15 protein-coding genes are annotated in these 17,037 nt (G+C 64.0%); all 15 read left to right on the plus strand.

The annotated features are described in order from the left end of the window. The 15 genes from dnaA (at window position 1) to ACSYS9_RS00075 (ending at window position 16,973) form a co-directional block, all read left to right on the plus strand. Window positions 1–1,332, plus strand: coding sequence for a chromosomal replication initiator protein DnaA (dnaA, locus tag ACSYS9_RS00005; RefSeq protein ID WP_049420939.1), 1,332 nt, complete (start codon window positions 1–3; stop codon window positions 1,330–1,332). Window positions 1,333–1,607: 275 nt separating this feature from the next. Then, window positions 1,608–2,708 carry a DNA polymerase III subunit beta gene (gene dnaN / locus ACSYS9_RS00010; protein ID WP_005411731.1) on the plus strand — a complete coding sequence of 367 codons (1,101 nt, stop codon included), beginning with the start codon at window positions 1,608–1,610 and terminating at the stop codon, window positions 2,706–2,708. Window positions 2,709–3,700: 992 nt separating this feature from the next. Continuing rightward, window positions 3,701–4,795 (plus strand): DNA replication/repair protein RecF, encoded by a 1,095-nt coding sequence (gene recF, locus ACSYS9_RS00015; RefSeq protein ID WP_071228668.1) that lies wholly within the window; start codon window positions 3,701–3,703, stop codon window positions 4,793–4,795. A gap of 112 nt (window positions 4,796–4,907) precedes the next feature. Continuing rightward, the gene (gene gyrB / locus ACSYS9_RS00020) at window positions 4,908–7,367 is read left to right on the plus strand and encodes a DNA topoisomerase (ATP-hydrolyzing) subunit B (protein WP_071228667.1); all 2,460 of its coding nucleotides are present in this window, start codon (window positions 4,908–4,910) and stop codon (window positions 7,365–7,367) included. Between the two features lie 67 nt (window positions 7,368–7,434). Then, a complete protein-coding gene (locus tag ACSYS9_RS00025; protein ID WP_049399023.1) occupies window positions 7,435–8,280 on the plus strand; it encodes a CPBP family intramembrane glutamic endopeptidase in 846 nt (281 codons plus the stop codon). Between the two features lie 71 nt (window positions 8,281–8,351). Next, entirely contained in the window at window positions 8,352–9,158 is an 807-nt protein-coding gene (locus ACSYS9_RS00030) for a M48 family metallopeptidase (protein ID WP_071228666.1), read from the plus strand. 132 nt (window positions 9,159–9,290) lie between these two features. Continuing rightward, entirely contained in the window at window positions 9,291–10,478 is a 1,188-nt protein-coding gene (locus ACSYS9_RS00035) for a tetratricopeptide repeat protein (RefSeq protein WP_071228665.1), read from the plus strand. A gap of 144 nt (window positions 10,479–10,622) precedes the next feature. Next, window positions 10,623–11,291: an energy transducer TonB gene (locus ACSYS9_RS00040; protein ID WP_071228664.1), complete on the plus strand. Its 669-nt coding sequence runs from the start codon at window positions 10,623–10,625 to the stop codon at window positions 11,289–11,291. A 94-nt stretch (window positions 11,292–11,385) separates the two neighbouring features. After that, on the plus strand, window positions 11,386–12,147 hold the full coding sequence (gene exbB / locus ACSYS9_RS00045) for a TonB-system energizer ExbB (protein WP_049420916.1): 762 nt from the start codon (window positions 11,386–11,388) through the stop codon (window positions 12,145–12,147). Window positions 12,148–12,209: 62 nt separating this feature from the next. Then, complete coding sequence (locus ACSYS9_RS00050) at window positions 12,210–12,635, plus strand: ExbD/TolR family protein (protein WP_005411739.1); 426 nt, start codon at window positions 12,210–12,212, stop codon at window positions 12,633–12,635. A 3-nt stretch (window positions 12,636–12,638) separates the two neighbouring features. Beyond that, the gene (locus ACSYS9_RS00055; protein ID WP_005411740.1) at window positions 12,639–13,052 is read left to right on the plus strand and encodes an ExbD/TolR family protein; all 414 of its coding nucleotides are present in this window, start codon (window positions 12,639–12,641) and stop codon (window positions 13,050–13,052) included. Between the two features lie 159 nt (window positions 13,053–13,211). Next, complete coding sequence (cls, locus tag ACSYS9_RS00060) at window positions 13,212–14,672, plus strand: cardiolipin synthase (protein ID WP_049420915.1); 1,461 nt, start codon at window positions 13,212–13,214, stop codon at window positions 14,670–14,672. A gap of 40 nt (window positions 14,673–14,712) precedes the next feature. Continuing rightward, complete coding sequence (locus ACSYS9_RS00065) at window positions 14,713–14,982, plus strand: hypothetical protein (RefSeq protein WP_032129280.1); 270 nt, start codon at window positions 14,713–14,715, stop codon at window positions 14,980–14,982. A 9-nt stretch (window positions 14,983–14,991) separates the two neighbouring features. Beyond that, entirely contained in the window at window positions 14,992–15,735 is a 744-nt protein-coding gene (locus ACSYS9_RS00070) for a pyridoxine 5'-phosphate synthase (protein ID WP_049420913.1), read from the plus strand. A gap of 146 nt (window positions 15,736–15,881) precedes the next feature. Next, entirely contained in the window at window positions 15,882–16,973 is a 1,092-nt protein-coding gene (locus ACSYS9_RS00075; protein ID WP_071228663.1) for a PA0069 family radical SAM protein, read from the plus strand. Window positions 16,974–17,037: the final 64 nt, after the last annotated feature.

Consider the following 17,037-nt stretch of genomic DNA (forward strand, 5'->3'; position numbering starts at 1 on the left):
ATGGATGCCTGGTCCCGTAGTCTCGAGCGCCTCGAAGCGGAGTTCCCGCCGGAAGACGTTCATACCTGGTTGAAGCCGCTGCAGGCCGATCTGCGCGTGGACAGCCTGGTGCTGTATGCACCGAATGCCTTCATCGTCGACCAGGTCCGCGAGCTGTACCTGGCCCGGATCCGCGAACTGCTGGCCCATTTCGCCGGTTTCAGCGACGTTTTTCTTGAAATCGGCTCGCGCCCGCGTCCCGTGGAGGCGCAGAACGCGCCGGTTTCCGCGCCGTCTGCGCACGTGTCCAGCGAACCGCAGGTGCCGTTCGCCGGCAACCTGGACAATCACTACACGTTCGCCAACTTCGTTGAAGGCCGCAGCAACCAGCTGGGCCTGGCCGCCGCCTTCCAGGCAGCGCAGAAGCCGGGCGACCGCGCGCACAACCCGCTGCTGCTGTACGGAGGCACGGGCCTGGGCAAGACCCACCTGATGTTCGCCGCCGGCAACGCCATGCGCCAGGCCAATCCGGGCGCGAAGGTGCTGTACCTGCGTTCGGAACAGTTCTTCAGCGCGATGATCCGGGCCCTGCAGGAAAAGACCATGGATCAGTTCAAGCGCCAGTTCCAGCAGGTGGACGCGCTGCTGATCGATGACATCCAGTTCTTCGCCGGCAAGGACCGCACCCAGGAAGAGTTCTTCCACACCTTCAACGCGTTGTTCGATGGCAAGCAGCAGATCATCCTGACCTGCGACCGCTATCCGCGCGAAGTCGAGGGCCTGGAAGCGCGCCTGAAGTCGCGGCTTGCCTGGGGCCTGTCGGTCGCGATCGAACCGCCGGACTTCGAGACCCGCGCCGCGATCGTGCTGGCCAAGGCACGCGAACGCGGTGCCGAGATTCCCGATGATGTTGCGTTCCTGATCGCCAAGAAGATGCGCTCCAACGTGCGCGACCTCGAAGGTGCGCTCAATACCCTGACCGCCCGCGCCAATTTCACCGGCCGCGCGATCACCACCGAATTCGCCCAGGAAACCCTGCGCGACCTGCTGCGCGCCCAGCAGCAGGCGATCAGCATTCCCAACATCCAGAAAACCGTTGCCGACTACTACGGCCTGCAGATCAAGGATCTGCTGTCGAAGCGTCGGACCCGCTCGCTGGCCCGCCCCCGCCAGGTCGCCATGGCCCTGACCAAGGAACTGACCGAGCACAGCCTGCCCGAGATCGGCGACGCCTTTGCCGGTCGCGATCACACCACGGTGCTGCATGCCTGCCGCCAGATCCGGACCCTGATGGAAACCGACGGCAAGCTCCGCGAGGACTGGGACAAGCTGATCCGGAAGCTGAGCGAATGATGCACGGATGCCGATGAGGCGTCATCGCACAAAACGGTGCAGAATCCGGTAGCAAGCGCGGGACACGTTGTGGATAAAAATGGCTTCTGAAATCGCGTCGAATTTATCCACAGCTTTCCCCACCCCCTGGGGGTCGGTAATACAGAGGGTTTCGAGGTATGAAATCCTTTTACTTACAAAGACTTAGCGTTGTTTTCCAGCGATTCTGTCTCTACCAGCACCACCAAGCTTTTGATTTATTCCACATTTTTTAAAGCATAGGGGCACGGAACCACATGCGTTTCACACTGCAGCGCGAAGCCTTTCTCAAGCCGTTGGCACAGGTCGTCAACGTGGTCGAACGCCGCCAGACCCTTCCGGTTCTGGCCAATTTCCTGGTCCAGGTGCAGAACGGCCAGCTGTCGCTGACCGGTACCGACCTGGAAGTGGAGATGGTGTCGCGGATCGCGGTTGAAGATGCCCAGGACGGCGAAACCACCATCCCCGCCCGCAAGCTGTTCGAGATCATCCGCGCCCTGCCCGACGGCAGCCGGATCACCGTCTCGCAGACCGGTGACAAGATCACCGTGCAGGCAGGCCGCAGCCGCTTCACCCTGGCCACCCTGCCCTCCAATGACTTCCCGTCGGTTGACGAAGTGGAAGCCACCGAGCGCGTGGCCATCGGCGAAGCGACCCTGAAGGAACTGATCGAGCGCACCGCGTTCGCGATGGCCCAGCAGGACGTGCGCTACTACCTCAACGGCCTGCTGTTCGATCTGCGCGGCGATGCCCTGCGTACCGTCGCCACCGACGGCCACCGCCTGGCACTGTGTGAAACCGATCTGGCCAAGCCCAGCGGTTCCAAGCGCCAGATCATCGTGCCGCGCAAGGGCGTGACCGAACTGCAGCGCCTGCTGGAGAGCGGCGATCGCGAGATCGAGCTGGAAGTCGGCCGCAGCCACGTTCGCGTCAAGCGCGACGATGTCACCTTCACCTCCAAGCTGATCGACGGCCGCTTCCCGGACTACGAAGCGGTGATTCCGATCGGCGCCGACCGCGAAGTGAAGGTTGATCGCGAAGCGCTGCGTGCCTCGCTGCAGCGTGCCGCGATCCTGTCCAACGAGAAGTACCGCGGCATCCGCGTGGAAGTTTCGCCGGGCAACCTGAAGATCAGCGCGCACAACCCGGAACAGGAAGAAGCCCAGGAAGAGATCGAAGCCGACACCACGGTCAGCGATCTGGCCATCGGCTTCAACGTGAACTATCTGCTGGACGCCCTCTCCGCGCTGCGCGATGAGGAAGTCATCATCCAGCTGCGTGATTCCAACTCCTCAGCGCTGGTGCGTGAATCCAGCAGCGAGAAGTCGCGCCACGTGGTGATGCCGCTGCGTCTCTGACAGCAGCCTGTTCCACGTGGAACCAAAGACGCCCGGGATATTCCCGGGCGTTTTTTTTGCAGGTTCCACGTGGAGCATCGGAGATCGCCGAATCTCTACGTCTGGGTGAATGCCTTGCTCGAGATTGCTGCTTGCCGATTGTTCTTGGTTGCCCCTCCGATGCAATCGGCCCTGCGCGGTAGGAATCCAGGTTGCTGACTTGGGCGCTGCCCAGCCAACTTCGGTCGAGTACGGCAGTTCCGGGTCTTCGGCCTGATGCACGTTCCCCGAACTTGCGGGAGGGGTGAAGCAGATCGTGGGTCGCAACGCTGCGGTTGCTTCATCTGCAGACGCCACTGTCCACAGGTCTCGTTGGGGTCGGATCGGGGCCGGCCTAGCTTCTAAATCTGGGTATAAATCTAAAGCATGGTGGTGATGGTAGGCCCAGATTTCGTGGAGAAATTCATTATCTAGTTGATTCTGAAGAGATTTATGCACCTGAAACCCCCTGTATAGAGGCCCCTCAGGCTGGGGGGGAACCTGTGGATAGTTTCGCAGGCCGGGCAAAAGGGCTTTTTTATCCACAGCTTGCCCATACATTGTGTATAAGTCATACAGACCTGCTGTGGACAGCGTGAAACGGCGGGCTCGAATTCCTTGAAATCTGTGGAACCCTACAGGGCATCGCATCCCAGATTTCAAGAAATCTGCGCGGTGTTCGCGCAAACCACCGTCGGGGCACCTGGCGATGCTCGCGGAATGAGGCTGAAATCGCTGAAATCTGAGGTCCGGTACCCTGCGCCGCCGCTCAGAATTCAAGGATTCCCGGGCGTATCCAGACTCAGGCGAGCCCAGGTGAGGGAGCGCCACCACGTGGAACACGCGTAGGGTTGCCAGACAGAGGCTTCAGCACAGTGGCGATGTCTGGCGCGGCACGGCTGGCTTGACCGATGCAGTAAGCTGATGGATTCCCTGCCCCTCTACCGCCTTGTGCGGATGGTCTTTCGCGCCCCATGCAGATCCGCCGCCTCGCCTTGCATCAACTGCGTCGTTTCAGTGCGGTGGACCTGTCGCCCCAGCCGGGATTGAACCTGCTGACCGGCGACAACGGTGCCGGCAAGACCAGCGTGCTCGAAGCCCTGCACTTGATGGCCTATGGCCGCAGCTTCCGTGGCCGGGTGCGCGACGGTCTGGTACGCCAAGGCCAGGAAGCGCTGGAAATCTTCGTGGAATGGGACGAACAGCGTGCCCATCGCCCGCCCCACCGCCGAAAAGCCGGCCTGCGCCACAGTGGTCAGGACTGGAAGGGGCGACTGGACGGCGAGGATGTCGCACAGTTGGGTAATCTCTGCGCAGCGCTGGCCGTGGTGACGTTCGAGCCCGGGAGCCATGCACTGGTCAGTGGTGGTGGTGAACCCCGCCGCCGCTTCCTCGATTGGGGCTTGTTCCACGTGGAACCGGATTTTCTGTCCCTGTGGCGTCGCTACTCCCGGGCGCTGAAGCAGCGCAATGCCCTGCTCAAGCAGGGCGGGCCGTCGCGGATGCTCGATACCTGGGATCACGAGCTGGCCGAGGCAGGAGAACCACTGACCAGCCGCCGCCAGCACTACCTGGAGCGTCTGCAGCAGCGCACGGTCGCCTTGGCCGCCAGCCTCGCTCCACAGCTCGGTATCCAGGGATTGGAGCTGAGCCCCGGTTGGCGGCGGCATGAGCTTCCCTTGGCCGATGCCCTGCTTCTGGCCCGGGAACGTGACCGGCAGGCCGGGTATACCTCGGTGGGCCCGCACCGCGCGGACTGGAGTGTGGATTTTCACAGCATTCCAGGTCGTGATGCGCTGTCCCGCGGCCAGGCCAAGCTGACGGCGTTGGCGTGCCTGTTGGCACAGGCGGAGGACTATGCGGAACAGCGAGGCGAATGGCCGGTGATCGCATTGGACGATCTGGCCTCGGAGCTGGATCGTACCCATCAGGCGCGGGTATTGGAGCGTCTGCTCAATGGGCCCGCACAGATATTCATTACCGCCACCGAAACCCCAGCGGCGCTGCAGGAACTGACCCACATTGCCCGGTTCCACGTGGAACATGCACAGATCGTGGCTGTGCCATAGTGGGCACACCAGGGCCGCTCGACCCCGGCTGGTATAATTCGGGTTGGAATCCTTTCATTCTCGGCGCATCGCCCCAAGCGGTGCCCGACCTGCGGAGCCTATGGCAAGCGCAATGAGCGACGAACAGAACACCCCGGCAAACAACGGCAATTACGACGCCAACAGCATTACCGCCCTGGAAGGCCTGGAGGCTGTCCGCAAGCGTCCCGGCATGTACATCGGCGACGTGCATGACGGCACCGGTCTGCACCACATGGTGTTCGAGGTCGTCGACAACTCGATCGACGAAGCGTTGGCCGGCCACGCCGACCACGTTGCAGTGACGATCCACGCCGACGGCTCGGTCTCGGTGTCCGACAACGGCCGTGGTATTCCGACCGGCAAGCACGAGCAGATGAGCGCCAAGCTCGGTCGCGAAGTGTCTGCGGCCGAAGTGGTCATGACCGTCCTGCACGCAGGCGGCAAGTTCGACGACAACAGCTACAAGGTTTCGGGCGGCCTGCACGGCGTCGGCGTCAGCGTGGTCAACGCGCTGTCGCAGAAGCTGCTGGTGGACGTGTTCCAGAATGGCTCCCACTACCAGCAGGAATTCAGCAACGGCGCAGCCGTGACTGCGCTGGCCAAGCTGGAAGCCACCACCAAGCGCGGTACCACCGTGCGCTTCTGGCCGTCGACCGTCGCCTTCCACGACAACGTGGAATTCCACTACGACATCCTGGCCCGCCGCCTGCGCGAGCTGTCGTTCCTGAACTCCGGCGTCAAGATCGTCCTTGCCGACGAGCGTGGCGATGGCCGTCGCGATGACTTCCACTACGAAGGCGGCATCCGCAGCTTCGTGGAGCATCTGGCCCAGCTGAAGACCCCGCTGCACCCGAACGTCATTTCAGTCACCGGCGAGCACAACGGCATCGTCGTCGACGTGGCGCTGCAGTGGACCGACTCCTACCAGGAGACGATGTACTGCTTCACCAACAACATTCCGCAGAAGGACGGCGGTACCCACCTGGCCGGTTTCCGCGGTGCGCTGACCCGTGTGCTCAACAACTACATCGAGCAGAACGGCATCGCCAAGCAGGCCAAGATCAACCTGACCGGCGATGACATGCGCGAAGGCATGATCGCAGTGCTGTCGGTGAAGGTGCCGGACCCGAGCTTCTCCAGCCAGACCAAGGAAAAGCTGGTCAGCTCCGACGTGCGTCCGGCGGTGGAAAACGCCTTCGGTGCGCGCCTGGAAGAGTTCCTGCAGGAAAACCCGAACGAAGCCAAGGCGATCGCCGGCAAGATCGTCGATGCCGCACGTGCACGTGAAGCGGCGCGCAAGGCCCGCGACCTGACCCGCCGCAAGGGCGCGCTGGACATCGCTGGCCTGCCGGGCAAGCTGGCCGACTGCCAGGAAAAGGATCCGGCGCTGTCCGAACTGTTCATCGTCGAGGGTGACTCGGCAGGTGGTTCGGCCAAGCAGGGCCGCAACCGCAAGAACCAGGCGGTGCTGCCGCTGCGCGGCAAGATCCTCAACGTGGAACGCGCGCGTTTCGATCGCATGCTGTCCTCCGACCAGGTGGGTACGCTGATCACCGCGCTGGGCACCGGCATCGGCCGTGACGAGTACAACCCGGACAAGCTGCGTTACCACAAGATCATCATCATGACCGACGCCGACGTCGACGGCGCCCACATCCGCACCCTGCTGCTGACGTTCTTCTACCGTCAGATGCCGGAGCTGATCGAGCGCGGTTACGTCTACATCGGCCTGCCGCCGCTGTACAAGATCAAGCAGGGCAAGCAGGAGCTGTACCTGAAGGACGACCCGGCGCTGGACAGCTACCTGGCCAGCAGCGCAGTGGAAAACGCTGCACTGGTGCCGGCCACCGGCGAGCCCGGCATCGAAGGCCTGGCGCTGGAGAAGCTGCTGCTGGCCTACGCGGCGGCGCTGGATTCGATCGAGCGCAACGCACACCGCTACGACCGCAACCTGCTTGAAGCGCTGGTCGACTTCGTCCCGATGGACCTGGAAAGCCTGCGCGCTGCCGGCGAAGGCGACGGCCTGGATGCACTGGCCAAGCGTCTCAACCAGGGCAGCCTGGGCAGCCCGCGTTTCACGCTGGAACTGCAGGACGCCAACGACGAGCGCCCGGCCGCTGTGCTGGTGACCCGTCGCCACATGGGCGAACAGCACATCCAGGTGCTGCCGATGTCGGCCTTCGAAAGCGGCGAACTGCGCGCGATCCACCAGGCATCGAAGCTGCTGCACGGTCTGGTCCGCGAAGGCGCGACCATTTCCCGCGGTGCCAAGTCGATCGAAGTCGACAGCTTTGCCAAGGCACAGAACTGGCTGCTCGAGGAGGCCAAGCGCGGCCGCCAGATCCAGCGATTCAAGGGTCTGGGTGAAATGAATCCGGAGCAGTTGTGGGACACCACGGTGAATCCGGAAACCCGTCGACTGCTGCAGGTGCGCATCGAAGATGCTGTCGCTGCCGACCAGATTTTCAGCACGCTGATGGGCGATGTCGTCGAACCGCGTCGCGACTTCATCGAAGACAACGCGCTAAAGGTCGCAAACCTGGATATCTGACACAATCGGGACACGGCCGGTGCGCGGGGAGGCGCGCCGGCCTTCGACTCTTGAACGCAGGTACCTGATGTCCGCATCCGCCCCGGTTTCCGCTCCGCCCCCGGTTCCGCCGGCTTCTGCCGCGCCGCGTGCCGTTTCGCCGTTGGCGGGGTTTTTCATCGACCTGGGTATCGCCGCTGTCACCCTGTTCGGCCTGAGCCTGATCAGCGGCCTGCTATGGGGCCTGTACCGTGGCGTGGTGGTCGGTTACGCGAACGCGCAGGCCGGCGCTGGTGCCCCCGACGCCAGTTCGGTAGCGGCGTCACTGGGCCAGCCGGGCGCGCTTGCGCAGATTCTCATGGCGCTGTTTGCCACCGGCGGCGCCGCGCTGCTGCTGTACTTCTGGCGACGGCCGGCCAATGCCGCCGAGCGCCACGCGTCGCGCCAGGCGCTGCGCCGTCCCTCCACCTGGGGCTGGACCCTGCTGGTGGCGACCCTGATCGTGCTCGGCAGCAATGGCATCGCCTTCCTGGCCAAGCAGTTCGGCATCGAGCCGGTTCCCACCAATCTGGCGCTGATGCAGAGTGCGATCGCGCGCTTCCCGTTGTTCCTGGTGCTGTTCGCGGTGGTACTGGCACCGGCCTACGAGGAGCTGCTGTTCCGCCGCGTGCTGTTTGGCCGCCTGTGGAAGGCCGGGCGCCCGTGGCTGGGCGTGGTACTGAGCAGCCTTGCTTTCGCCCTGATCCATGAAATCCCTGGCACCAGTGCCAACGGCCCGGCCGAGATCGCGCAGCTGTGGCTGGTCTATGGCGGCATGGGTGCCGCGTTCTGCTGGTTGTACCAGCGCACCGGCACGCTCTGGGCCGCGATCACCGCGCACGCGCTGAACAACGGCGTGGCGCTTGCCGCGCTTGTGTTCTTCGGGGCAACGTAGCGCCGTGTCCGCTTGACGAAAGATTAAGCCGCTACGCTACACACTGCGCATATGAACACGGGGGTGGATCCATGAAACAACTGCTGCTGGCCCTTGTCATCACCACCCTAGTCAGCGCCTGCGCGACCACGACCTCTCCTACCGGCCGTCGGCAGATGGTGGGCGGGGTGTCGCAGGCGCAGCTGGACCAGTTCGGCGCACAGGCGTTCGCCGAAACCAAGCAGAAGGAAAAGATCAGCACCGACGGCCGCCAGAACGGTTACGTGCAGTGCGTGGTCAACGCCCTGGTCGCGCAGCTGCCGCCTCAATACCGTGGCGTACGGTGGGAGACGGCCGTGTTCGTCGACAAGGAGCCCAACGCCTTCGCCCTGCCCGGTGGCAAGGTCGGCGTGAACACCGGCATCTTCACCGTCGCCAAGAACCAGGATCAGCTGGCTGCCGTAATCGGCCATGAAATCGGCCACGTCATCGCCCGCCACCACGAAGAGCGCATCACCCGGCAGATGGGTGCGCAGACCGGGCTGGCCGTGCTGGGTGCGCTGGCCGGCGCGGCCTACGGAGAAGGCGCTGCCAGCACCGTCAACCAGCTCGGGGGCATGGGCGCGCAGACCGCCTTCCTGCTGCCCGGTTCACGGACCCAGGAAAGCGAGGCCGACGTGATCGGCCAGCGACTGATGGCCCAGGCCGGTTTCAACCCGGCGCAGGCGGTCGACCTGTGGCAGAACATGATGGCCGCCAGTGGCGGCCGCAGCCCGCAATGGCTGTCCACCCACCCCGATCCAGCCAACCGTATCCAGGAACTGCGACGCGATGCACCGGGACTGACGCCGGTCTATCAGCAGGCGCAGGCGGCCGGGCTGCGGCCAAAGTGCGGATGAGTGCGCAGTTCTATGCTGTATTGCAGCACATAAAACGATTTCTCACGCCATCTGTTTCTGATACGTTTGGCGGCTCAGATTTTTCTGACAGTCCGACTTTGCCGCTATCCGGCGGTTCGATCGAGGTGAACGATGATTTTCCGTAACCACAAAGCTGTGCTTTCCGTCCTCGTCGCGACCGCCCTGACCGGCGCCGTGGTCACCGATGCCTTCGCGCAGTCCTCGCGTTCCTCCGAGCGTGGCAACCGCGGCGGCAAGCAGGCCAAGGCCGAAGCGCTGTACCCGAACGCGACCCGCGAGGAGCCGACCGTCAAGGCATCGGCCAAGCTGGGCAGCAAGCTGCAGAAGATGATCGACAGCTACAACAAGGAAAAGTTCCCGGAGACGCGCACGCAGGCCGACGCCATCTTGGCTGACAGCGCCGCGAACGAGTACGACAAGTCGCTGGCTGCGCAGCTGGCCTCGCAGGCCGCCTACCAGACCGACGACACCGCAGCGGCGATCGCCTACCTGAAGCAGGTCCTGCAGTTCAACGGCCTGGACAACAACGGCCACTTCCAGTCGATGTTGATGCTGGGCCAGCTGGAGCTGCAGGAAGACAAGACCGCCGAAGGCCTGGCGACCCTGGACAAGTACTTCGCCGAGAGCAAGTCGACCAAGCCTGAAGAGCTGATCGCCAAGGGCCAGGCGCTGTACCAGCTGGAGCGCTACCAGGAAGCGATCCCGGTGCTGAAGCAGGCCATCGCCGGCGCCACCGAACCGAAGGACAACTGGAACCAGCTGCTGATGGCGGCCCTCTCCGAAGCCGGCCAGTCCGGTGAAGCGGTGAAGGAAGCCGAGGCACTGGCCGCCAAGAACCCGAATGACAAGAAGGCCCAGCTGAACCTGGCCAGCATGTACATGCAGGCCGACCAGATGGACAAGGCGGCTGCGGTGATGGACAAGCTGCGCAGCAGCGGCCAGCTCACCGAAGAGCGCGAGTACAAGCAGCTGTACTCGATCTATGCCAACACCGAACACAAGGAAAAGGACGTCATCGCGGTCATCAACGAAGGGTTGCAGAAGGGCATCCTGAAGCCGGATTACCAGGTCTACCTGGCGCTGGCCCAGTCCTACTACTACTCCGACCAGGTGCCGCAGGCGATCGATGCGTGGCAGAAGGCTGCCCCGCTGTCCAAGGACGGTGAGACCTACCTGAACCTGGCACGCGTCCTGCATGCCGAAGGTCGCATCCCGGAGGCCAAGCAGGCCGCCCAGCAGGCGCTGGCGAAGGGTGTGAAGAACCAGGCTGATGCAAAAAAAATCATCAACCTGAAGTAAGTAGGAATAACGCCTGAATGCCTGCACAGTTGATGCGCAGGCGCTCAGGATTGGTATAAGCTTGGAGGTTCCTGCGGTGTCATGCACCGCTGATCAGGGATTCCGCCCCCGGCATCCCCGGCCCCACTATTGAGCTCTTGGCGCATGACGGAACAACTAGTCGTTCACCGGTACGAACAACCCGATGAGAAGGGGCTGAGCTGGCCTCGCATCGTCGGCATCGCGTTTGTAATTGCCCTGCATCTGGCCGCGTTCATGATGCTCCTGATCCCCGCCGTGGCTCCCAAGGCCGTGGCTGAGAAGGAGCGCAACGTCATGGTGACCATCGTCGACGCGCCGCCGCCGCCGCCGCCCCCACCGCCGCCGCCGCCGCCGCAGGATACTCCGCCACCGCCGGTGAAGAATCTGTCGCCGCCGAAGCCGTCGCCGGTCCCGCCGCCGCCGCAGGCGCCGGTCGTGGACGTGCCGGAACCGCGTCCGAACGATATCGTCACCCCGCCGTCGCCGCCCGCGCCGCCGGCTCCGCCGACCTCGATCGAGGCCAGCGTGGATATCTCCTCGAAGGCCATGAATCCGCCGCGTTACCCGCCGGCAGCCTTCCGCGCGGGTATCCAGGGCGAAGTGATCCTGATCATTGATGTCGATGCCAACGGCAACGTCACCAATGTCACGGTGGAAAAGTCCAGCCGTAACCGCGACCTGGACCGTGCTGCGATGGAAGCAGCTCGCAAGTGGCGCTTCAACGCCGCTGAATCTGGCGGTAAGAAGGCGGCAGGTCGCGTTCGCGTCCCGGTCAACTTTGCGCTGAACTGATGCGTCCGGGTGGCCACCTGGCCACCCCCGCTCCCAGTTCGATTGTTTAGCTTAGCTACACCCTTTATCACCACACACAACAAAGGTAAGCGTCATGCTGCAGGAAATTTTCATCGCCGCTGCTGCCGGGGGCAATCCGTCCAACGCCCTGTCGCAGATGGGCTTCGAGCACCTGATCCACGAAATGACCACCAAGCCGGGTGATTTCGCGGTTTCCTGGGTCGTGCTGCTGACCCTGGTCATCATGTCGGCCATGTCCTGGTACTGGACCGTCATCAACATCTTCCGCGCCACCCGCCTGAAGAGCGCCGCTGATCGCGTCGTCAGCCTGTTCTGGGACACCCCGAACGCGCAGGACGCCATCCGTGCGATGGAAGAACAGCCGGCTTCCGAGCCGTTCTCGAAGATCGCCCTGGACGCTGCCCAGGCAGCTGCCCACCACCAGCGCGCTGAAGGCGGTGCTACCGGCGGCGTCGGTGAGAACCTGAGCCGTTCGGAGTTCGTCGACCGCGCTCTGCGTCAGGCGGTCACCCGCGAAAGCAACAAGCTGCAGTCGGGCATGACCCTGCTGGCCACCGTCGGTGCAACTGCTCCGTTCGTCGGTCTGCTGGGTACCGTGTGGGGCATCTACGGCGCGCTGATCAAGATCGGTGCCACCGGCTCCGCTTCGATCGACGCCGTTGCCGGCCCGGTGGGTGAAGCGCTGATCATGACCGCGATCGGTCTGTTCGTCGCGATCCCGGCCGTGTTCGCCTTCAACTTCTTCAGCAAGATCAACAGCGCGACCATCAGCAAGTTCGATACCTTCGCGCACGACCTGCACGACTTCTTCGCCACCGGCTCGCGCGTCCGCTAATTGCGGCGCGCGTCACCCAGCGACGAACGTAAGTAGTCACCAAGATCTAGACGGAGCCCGTTATGGCTTTCAGTAGTGGTAACAGCGGCGGCCCCATGGCCGACATCAACGTTACGCCCCTCGTGGACGTGATGCTGGTGCTGCTGATCATCTTCATCATCACGGCGCCCCTGATGTCCCACAAGGTCAAGGTGGATCTGCCGGAAGCCAACCTGATCCAGAAGCCGGAAGATGCTGAAAAGCGTTCCGGACCGATCACCCTGGCAGTCAAGGAAGACGGCTCGATCTACTGGAACGACGAAGAAATCAACAAGCAGACTCTCGAGTCGCGCTTGGCGACCGCCGCCCAGCAGACCCCGCAGCCGCCGCTGAACCTGCGTGGTGACCGCACCACCAAGATGCGCGTCATCAACGACCTGACCAAGGTCGCGCAGGAGCAGGGCATGCTGGACGTCGGCTTCGTCGCGACCAAAGAAAAGGGGCAATAAGCCATGGCATTCAGTAGTGGTGGTGGCAAGGGCCCCATGGCAGACATCAACGTCACGCCCCTCGTGGACGTGATGCTGGTTCTGCTGATCATCTTCATCGTGACCGCGCCGATCATGACGTACCCGATCGCCGTGGACCTGCCGCAGCGCGTGCTCAACCCACCGCCGCAGCTGGTCGAACCGCCGCCGCCGATCGAACTCAAGATCGACGCCAGCAACCAGGTCTCGTGGAACAACAGCCCGATCAATACGAGCGAGCTGCAGCAGCGGATGGAGCAGGAGGTCCAGCGTGACCCGACCAACCAGCCGGAACTGCGCATCGACGCCAGCCCGGATTCCGAGTACGACGTGATGGCCAAGGTTCTGGCCGCCGCGAAGAATGCTCAGATGAAGAAGATCGGTTTTGTGCAGCAGTAAACGCTACACCGCAACACAACAGTCATGACGCGACTGCAGACGCCCCTGGAAACAGGGGCGTCTTTTTTTGTGCCTGCGGGGCCCGTCGGGGTCAGATCCCTTTCCCGCAGGAAAGGGATCTGACCCCATCAGGGAGCACGTGCCCGCTATGATCGGCGGATGCTCGCCCTCTTCGACTCCCTGCGCCATTGGCTCGACGGCATCGCCCACCTTGGCACGATCCTGGCGGTCGCCTATCTGCTGTACCTGTTCGCGCTGGCGGGCTGGATCATGCTGCAGAAGCGCGAGCCAGTGGCCACGCTGAGCTGGATCCTGTCACTGGCGCTGCTGCCCTATCTGGGCCTGTTCATCTACTACCTGCTGGGCCCGCAGAAGGTGAAGCGGCAGCGCCTGCGCCGTGGCCGCGCGCGTTCGGGTATGGAGCACTACAGCGATGTCTGTCCGCCCGATGCCGACTGCACCGAACTGGCCAAGATCGCCCAGGCCACGACAGGACTGGCGCCGAGCAGCGCCACCGAAGTCACCTGGCTGGTAGACGGCGCGGCAACCTACGCGGCCCTGCTGGACGCCATCGCGCAGAGCCGCGATCACGTCCACCTGGAGTACTACATCTTCAACCCGGACCACGCCGGCACCGCCCTGCGCGACGCGTTGGTGGAACGTGCGCGGGCCGGCGTGCAGGTGCGCCTGCTGCTCGACGCGGTGGGTTCGTCGGCCCTGCCCCGGCGCTTCCTGCAGCCGCTGCTCGACGCCGGTGGCGAAGCGATCTGGTTCCACCCACGGCAGCTGCTGAAGCCGTTCAAGCGCCCGTGGTTGAACCTGCGCACGCATCGCAAGCTGGTGATCATCGATGGCCGCCTCGCCTTCACCGGTGGCATCAACATCACCGACGACGAGGATGAAAGCCGCAGGGCGGATGCCTACCGCGACCTGCACATGCGCATCCGCGGCCACGTCGTGCGCAGCCTGCAGCTGGTGTTCGCCGAGGACTGGCTCTACGCCAGTGGACAGGATCCCTCGCGCATGGACATCGCGCGTCTGTGGCCAGCCGACATGCCGCTGCGCGGCGATGGTGCGATCAACGCCCAGGTGCTGGTCTCCGGCCCGGACTCGGGCTGGGAAACCATCCACCGCCTGCACGTGGCAGCCATCCAGGAAGCACACGAGCGCGTGTGGCTGGTCACGCCCTACTTCGTGCCCGGCGAAGCGGCACGGATGGCCCTGACCTCGGCCGCGCTGGGCGGGCTGGACGTGCGCCTGCTTGTGCCGAAGATGAGCGATTCCTGGTTCGTCACCCAGGCCGCCCGCTCCTACTTCGACGAGCTGCTGCATGCCGGAGTGAAGATCTACGAGTACGGCCCGCGCATGCTGCATACCAAGGCCTTCATCGCCGATGACGACGTCTGCATTGTCGGCAGTGCCAACTTCGATCACCGCAGCTTCCGGCTGAACTTCGAGCTGTCGATGATGATCAGCGACCGTGACCGGGTGGCTGCGCTGGCCGAACTGCTGCAGGGCGAATTCGACCGTTCCACGCGGGTGCACGACCAGGCCGGTCGTTCGCTGTGGCTGCACCGCCTGCCCGAGGCCTTCGCCCGGCTGGCCTCGCCGCTGCTCTGACGCAGCGCTACACTGCGCCGATCATCCGGGGAGCCCGACTATGTACTGGTTGTACCTGCTGCTGGCGCTGGGCTGTTTCGCCTTCGCGCTGAAGACCCCCAGCCCCGGGCTGATGACCCTGTGCCTGCTGGCCGCCCTCGCCTTCCTGCTGGCCTGGGTACGCGGCCGCTATGTGGCCCGTTTCGGTGATCCACAGCGCGATCCGTCCACACTGGTCGATGCCGAAGAACTGCGCCGCCTGCGCGAACAGGCCCAGGCCCGCCGCGGTGACGACCCCAACGATCACGATCCATCCCCTCTTTCCAAGTAGTTTCGTTCCATGACCCAGCTCAGCGTCAACGTCAACAAGATCGCCGTCCTGCGCAATTCGCGCGGCGGTGCCGAACCGGACGTGGTACGCGCCGCCCAGGCCTGCCTGGATGCCGGCGCGCATGGCATCACCGTGCATCCTCGACCGGACCGCCGTCATATTACCGCCGAGGACGTGCTGGCCCTGTCCACGCTGACCCGTGCGCGTGGGGTGGAGTTCAACATCGAAGGCAATCCGTTCGCACCACCGCGCGAGGGTTATCCGGGGCTGCTGCCGCTGTGTGCACAGACCCGTCCGGCACAGGCCACCCTGGTGCCTGACAGCGACGGCCAGATCACCTCCGATCATGGTTTCGACTTTGAGCGGGATGCCGAACGACTGCGTCCGCTGGTGGCCGAGTTGAAAGCGATGGGTTGCCGGGTCAGCCTGTTCGTCGACGCGGGCAACCCGCTGCTGGAGCAGGCGGCCGAAGTGGGTGCGGACCGCATCGAGCTGTACACCGGGCCCTATGCGGAGGCGCATGCGGCTGGTGATGCTGACGCGATGCTGGCGCTGTTCGCCACTGCCGCACGCCGTGCACAGGCCGTTGGCCTGGGCGTGAACGCCGGCCACGATCTGTCGCAGGACAACCTGCGCGATTTCCTGGCCAACGTGCCGGACGTGCTGGAGGTGTCGATCGGCCACGCGCTGATCGGTGAGGCGCTGTACGACGGGCTGGACGCCACGGTGCGCGGGTACCTGGCGCTGCTCTGACCCCTCCCCTGTAGAGTCGAGCCCTGCTCGACTTCGGTCTGGGGCCACCCTGGGTGCAGTCGAGCAAGGCTCGACTCTACGGGTGGCGCTGAACCCTTCAGGCGGCCGTCGCAGCCATTGAGACAACCACGACGTACCCTGCCGCAATGGGTATTGCGATCAAGGGCCGAGGTTCCACGTCCCACCTTGCCGGGCGCTTTGAAAGCACCGTCAGCGAGGCGGTGGACGACGGCTGGGCGGTCGACGAGAGCGAAGAGTTCCTCGCCCCTCGCCTGCGCACCGAAGTGCGCGCCGAAACCGCGCGCAGCATCATCACCCGCAACAACTCGCCGGACGTCGGCTTCAGTCAATCCGTGAATCCCTATCGCGGTTGCGAGCACGGCTGCTCGTACTGCTTCGCGCGACCCTCGCACGCCTATCTGAACCTGTCGCCAGGCCTGGACTTCGAGACCAAGCTGTTCGCCAAGACCAATGCGCCGCAGCTGCTGCGCAAGGAGCTGTCGAAGCCGGGCTACGTGCCGCAGCCGATCGCGCTGGGCATCAACACCGACGCGTACCAGCCGATCGAGCGCAAGTTCAAACTCACCCGCCAGTTGATCGAAGTGATGCTGGAAACCAAGCATCCGTTTTCGTTGATCACCAAGAACGCGCTGGTCGAGCGCGATATCGATCTGCTTGCACCGTTGGCGGCGGAGAACCTGGTCAGCGTGCATTTCTCGGTAACCTCGCTGGACCCGCATCTCTCCGCAAAGCTGGAGCCACGCGCGTCGGCGCCGCATGCACGGCTGCGTGCGATGAAGCGCCTGCATGAAGCGGGCATTCCGGTGGGTGTGATGGTGGCGCCGGTGATCCCGTGGATCAACGACAGCGAACTGGAAGCCGTGCTGGAGGCCGCACACGATGCCGGTGCCAGCACCGCAGGCTACGTGCTGCTGCGCCTGCCACTGGAAGTGGCGCCGCTGTTCCGCGAGTGGCTGGACACCCATCATCCAGATCGCGCCGCACATGTGATGAGTACCATCCAGCAGTTGCGCGGCGGCAAGGACTACGACAGCCAGTTCGGCACGCGCATGCGGGGCCAGGGCGTGTATGCCGATCTGTTGAACAACCGCTTCAAGCTGGCGCGCAAACGTCTGGGCTTCAATGCGCAGAACAGCCACTGGCCGAAGCTGGATTGCAGCCGGTTCCTGAAGCCGTTGCCGCCGAGGAAGGATTCGCCGCAGGGGTCGCTCTTCTAAGACGCGTACAACTACTGTCGAACGCATCAATGACTTGTCGCGCTGGGCTGTGCTTGCCATATCG

The organism is Stenotrophomonas sp. STK17_22, assembly GCF_051983905.1.
Lineage (GTDB): Bacteria > Pseudomonadota > Gammaproteobacteria > Xanthomonadales > Xanthomonadaceae > Stenotrophomonas > Stenotrophomonas maltophilia_A.

Coding starts and splice junctions, on each gene's coding strand:
- ACSYS9_RS00055 (WP_005411740.1), top strand. CDS start 12,639: ATGGCATTCAGTAGTGGTGGTGGCAAGGGCCCCATGGCAGACATCAAC.
- ACSYS9_RS00050 (WP_005411739.1), top strand. CDS start 12,210: ATGGCTTTCAGTAGTGGTAACAGCGGCGGCCCCATGGCCGACATCAAC.
- ACSYS9_RS00035 (WP_071228665.1), top strand. CDS start 9,291: ATGATTTTCCGTAACCACAAAGCTGTGCTTTCCGTCCTCGTCGCGACC.
- ACSYS9_RS00025 (WP_049399023.1), top strand. CDS start 7,435: ATGTCCGCATCCGCCCCGGTTTCCGCTCCGCCCCCGGTTCCGCCGGCT.
- ACSYS9_RS00065 (WP_032129280.1), top strand. CDS start 14,713: ATGTACTGGTTGTACCTGCTGCTGGCGCTGGGCTGTTTCGCCTTCGCG.
- exbB (WP_049420916.1), top strand. CDS start 11,386: ATGCTGCAGGAAATTTTCATCGCCGCTGCTGCCGGGGGCAATCCGTCC.
- ACSYS9_RS00040 (WP_071228664.1), top strand. CDS start 10,623: ATGACGGAACAACTAGTCGTTCACCGGTACGAACAACCCGATGAGAAG.
- ACSYS9_RS00075 (WP_071228663.1), top strand. CDS start 15,882: ATGGGTATTGCGATCAAGGGCCGAGGTTCCACGTCCCACCTTGCCGGG.
- gyrB (WP_071228667.1), top strand. CDS start 4,908: ATGAGCGACGAACAGAACACCCCGGCAAACAACGGCAATTACGACGCC.
- ACSYS9_RS00030 (WP_071228666.1), top strand. CDS start 8,352: ATGAAACAACTGCTGCTGGCCCTTGTCATCACCACCCTAGTCAGCGCC.
- ACSYS9_RS00070 (WP_049420913.1), top strand. CDS start 14,992: ATGACCCAGCTCAGCGTCAACGTCAACAAGATCGCCGTCCTGCGCAAT.
- dnaA (WP_049420939.1), top strand. CDS start 1: ATGGATGCCTGGTCCCGTAGTCTCGAGCGCCTCGAAGCGGAGTTCCCG.
- cls (WP_049420915.1), top strand. CDS start 13,212: ATGCTCGCCCTCTTCGACTCCCTGCGCCATTGGCTCGACGGCATCGCC.
- dnaN (WP_005411731.1), top strand. CDS start 1,608: ATGCGTTTCACACTGCAGCGCGAAGCCTTTCTCAAGCCGTTGGCACAG.
- recF (WP_071228668.1), top strand. CDS start 3,701: ATGCAGATCCGCCGCCTCGCCTTGCATCAACTGCGTCGTTTCAGTGCG.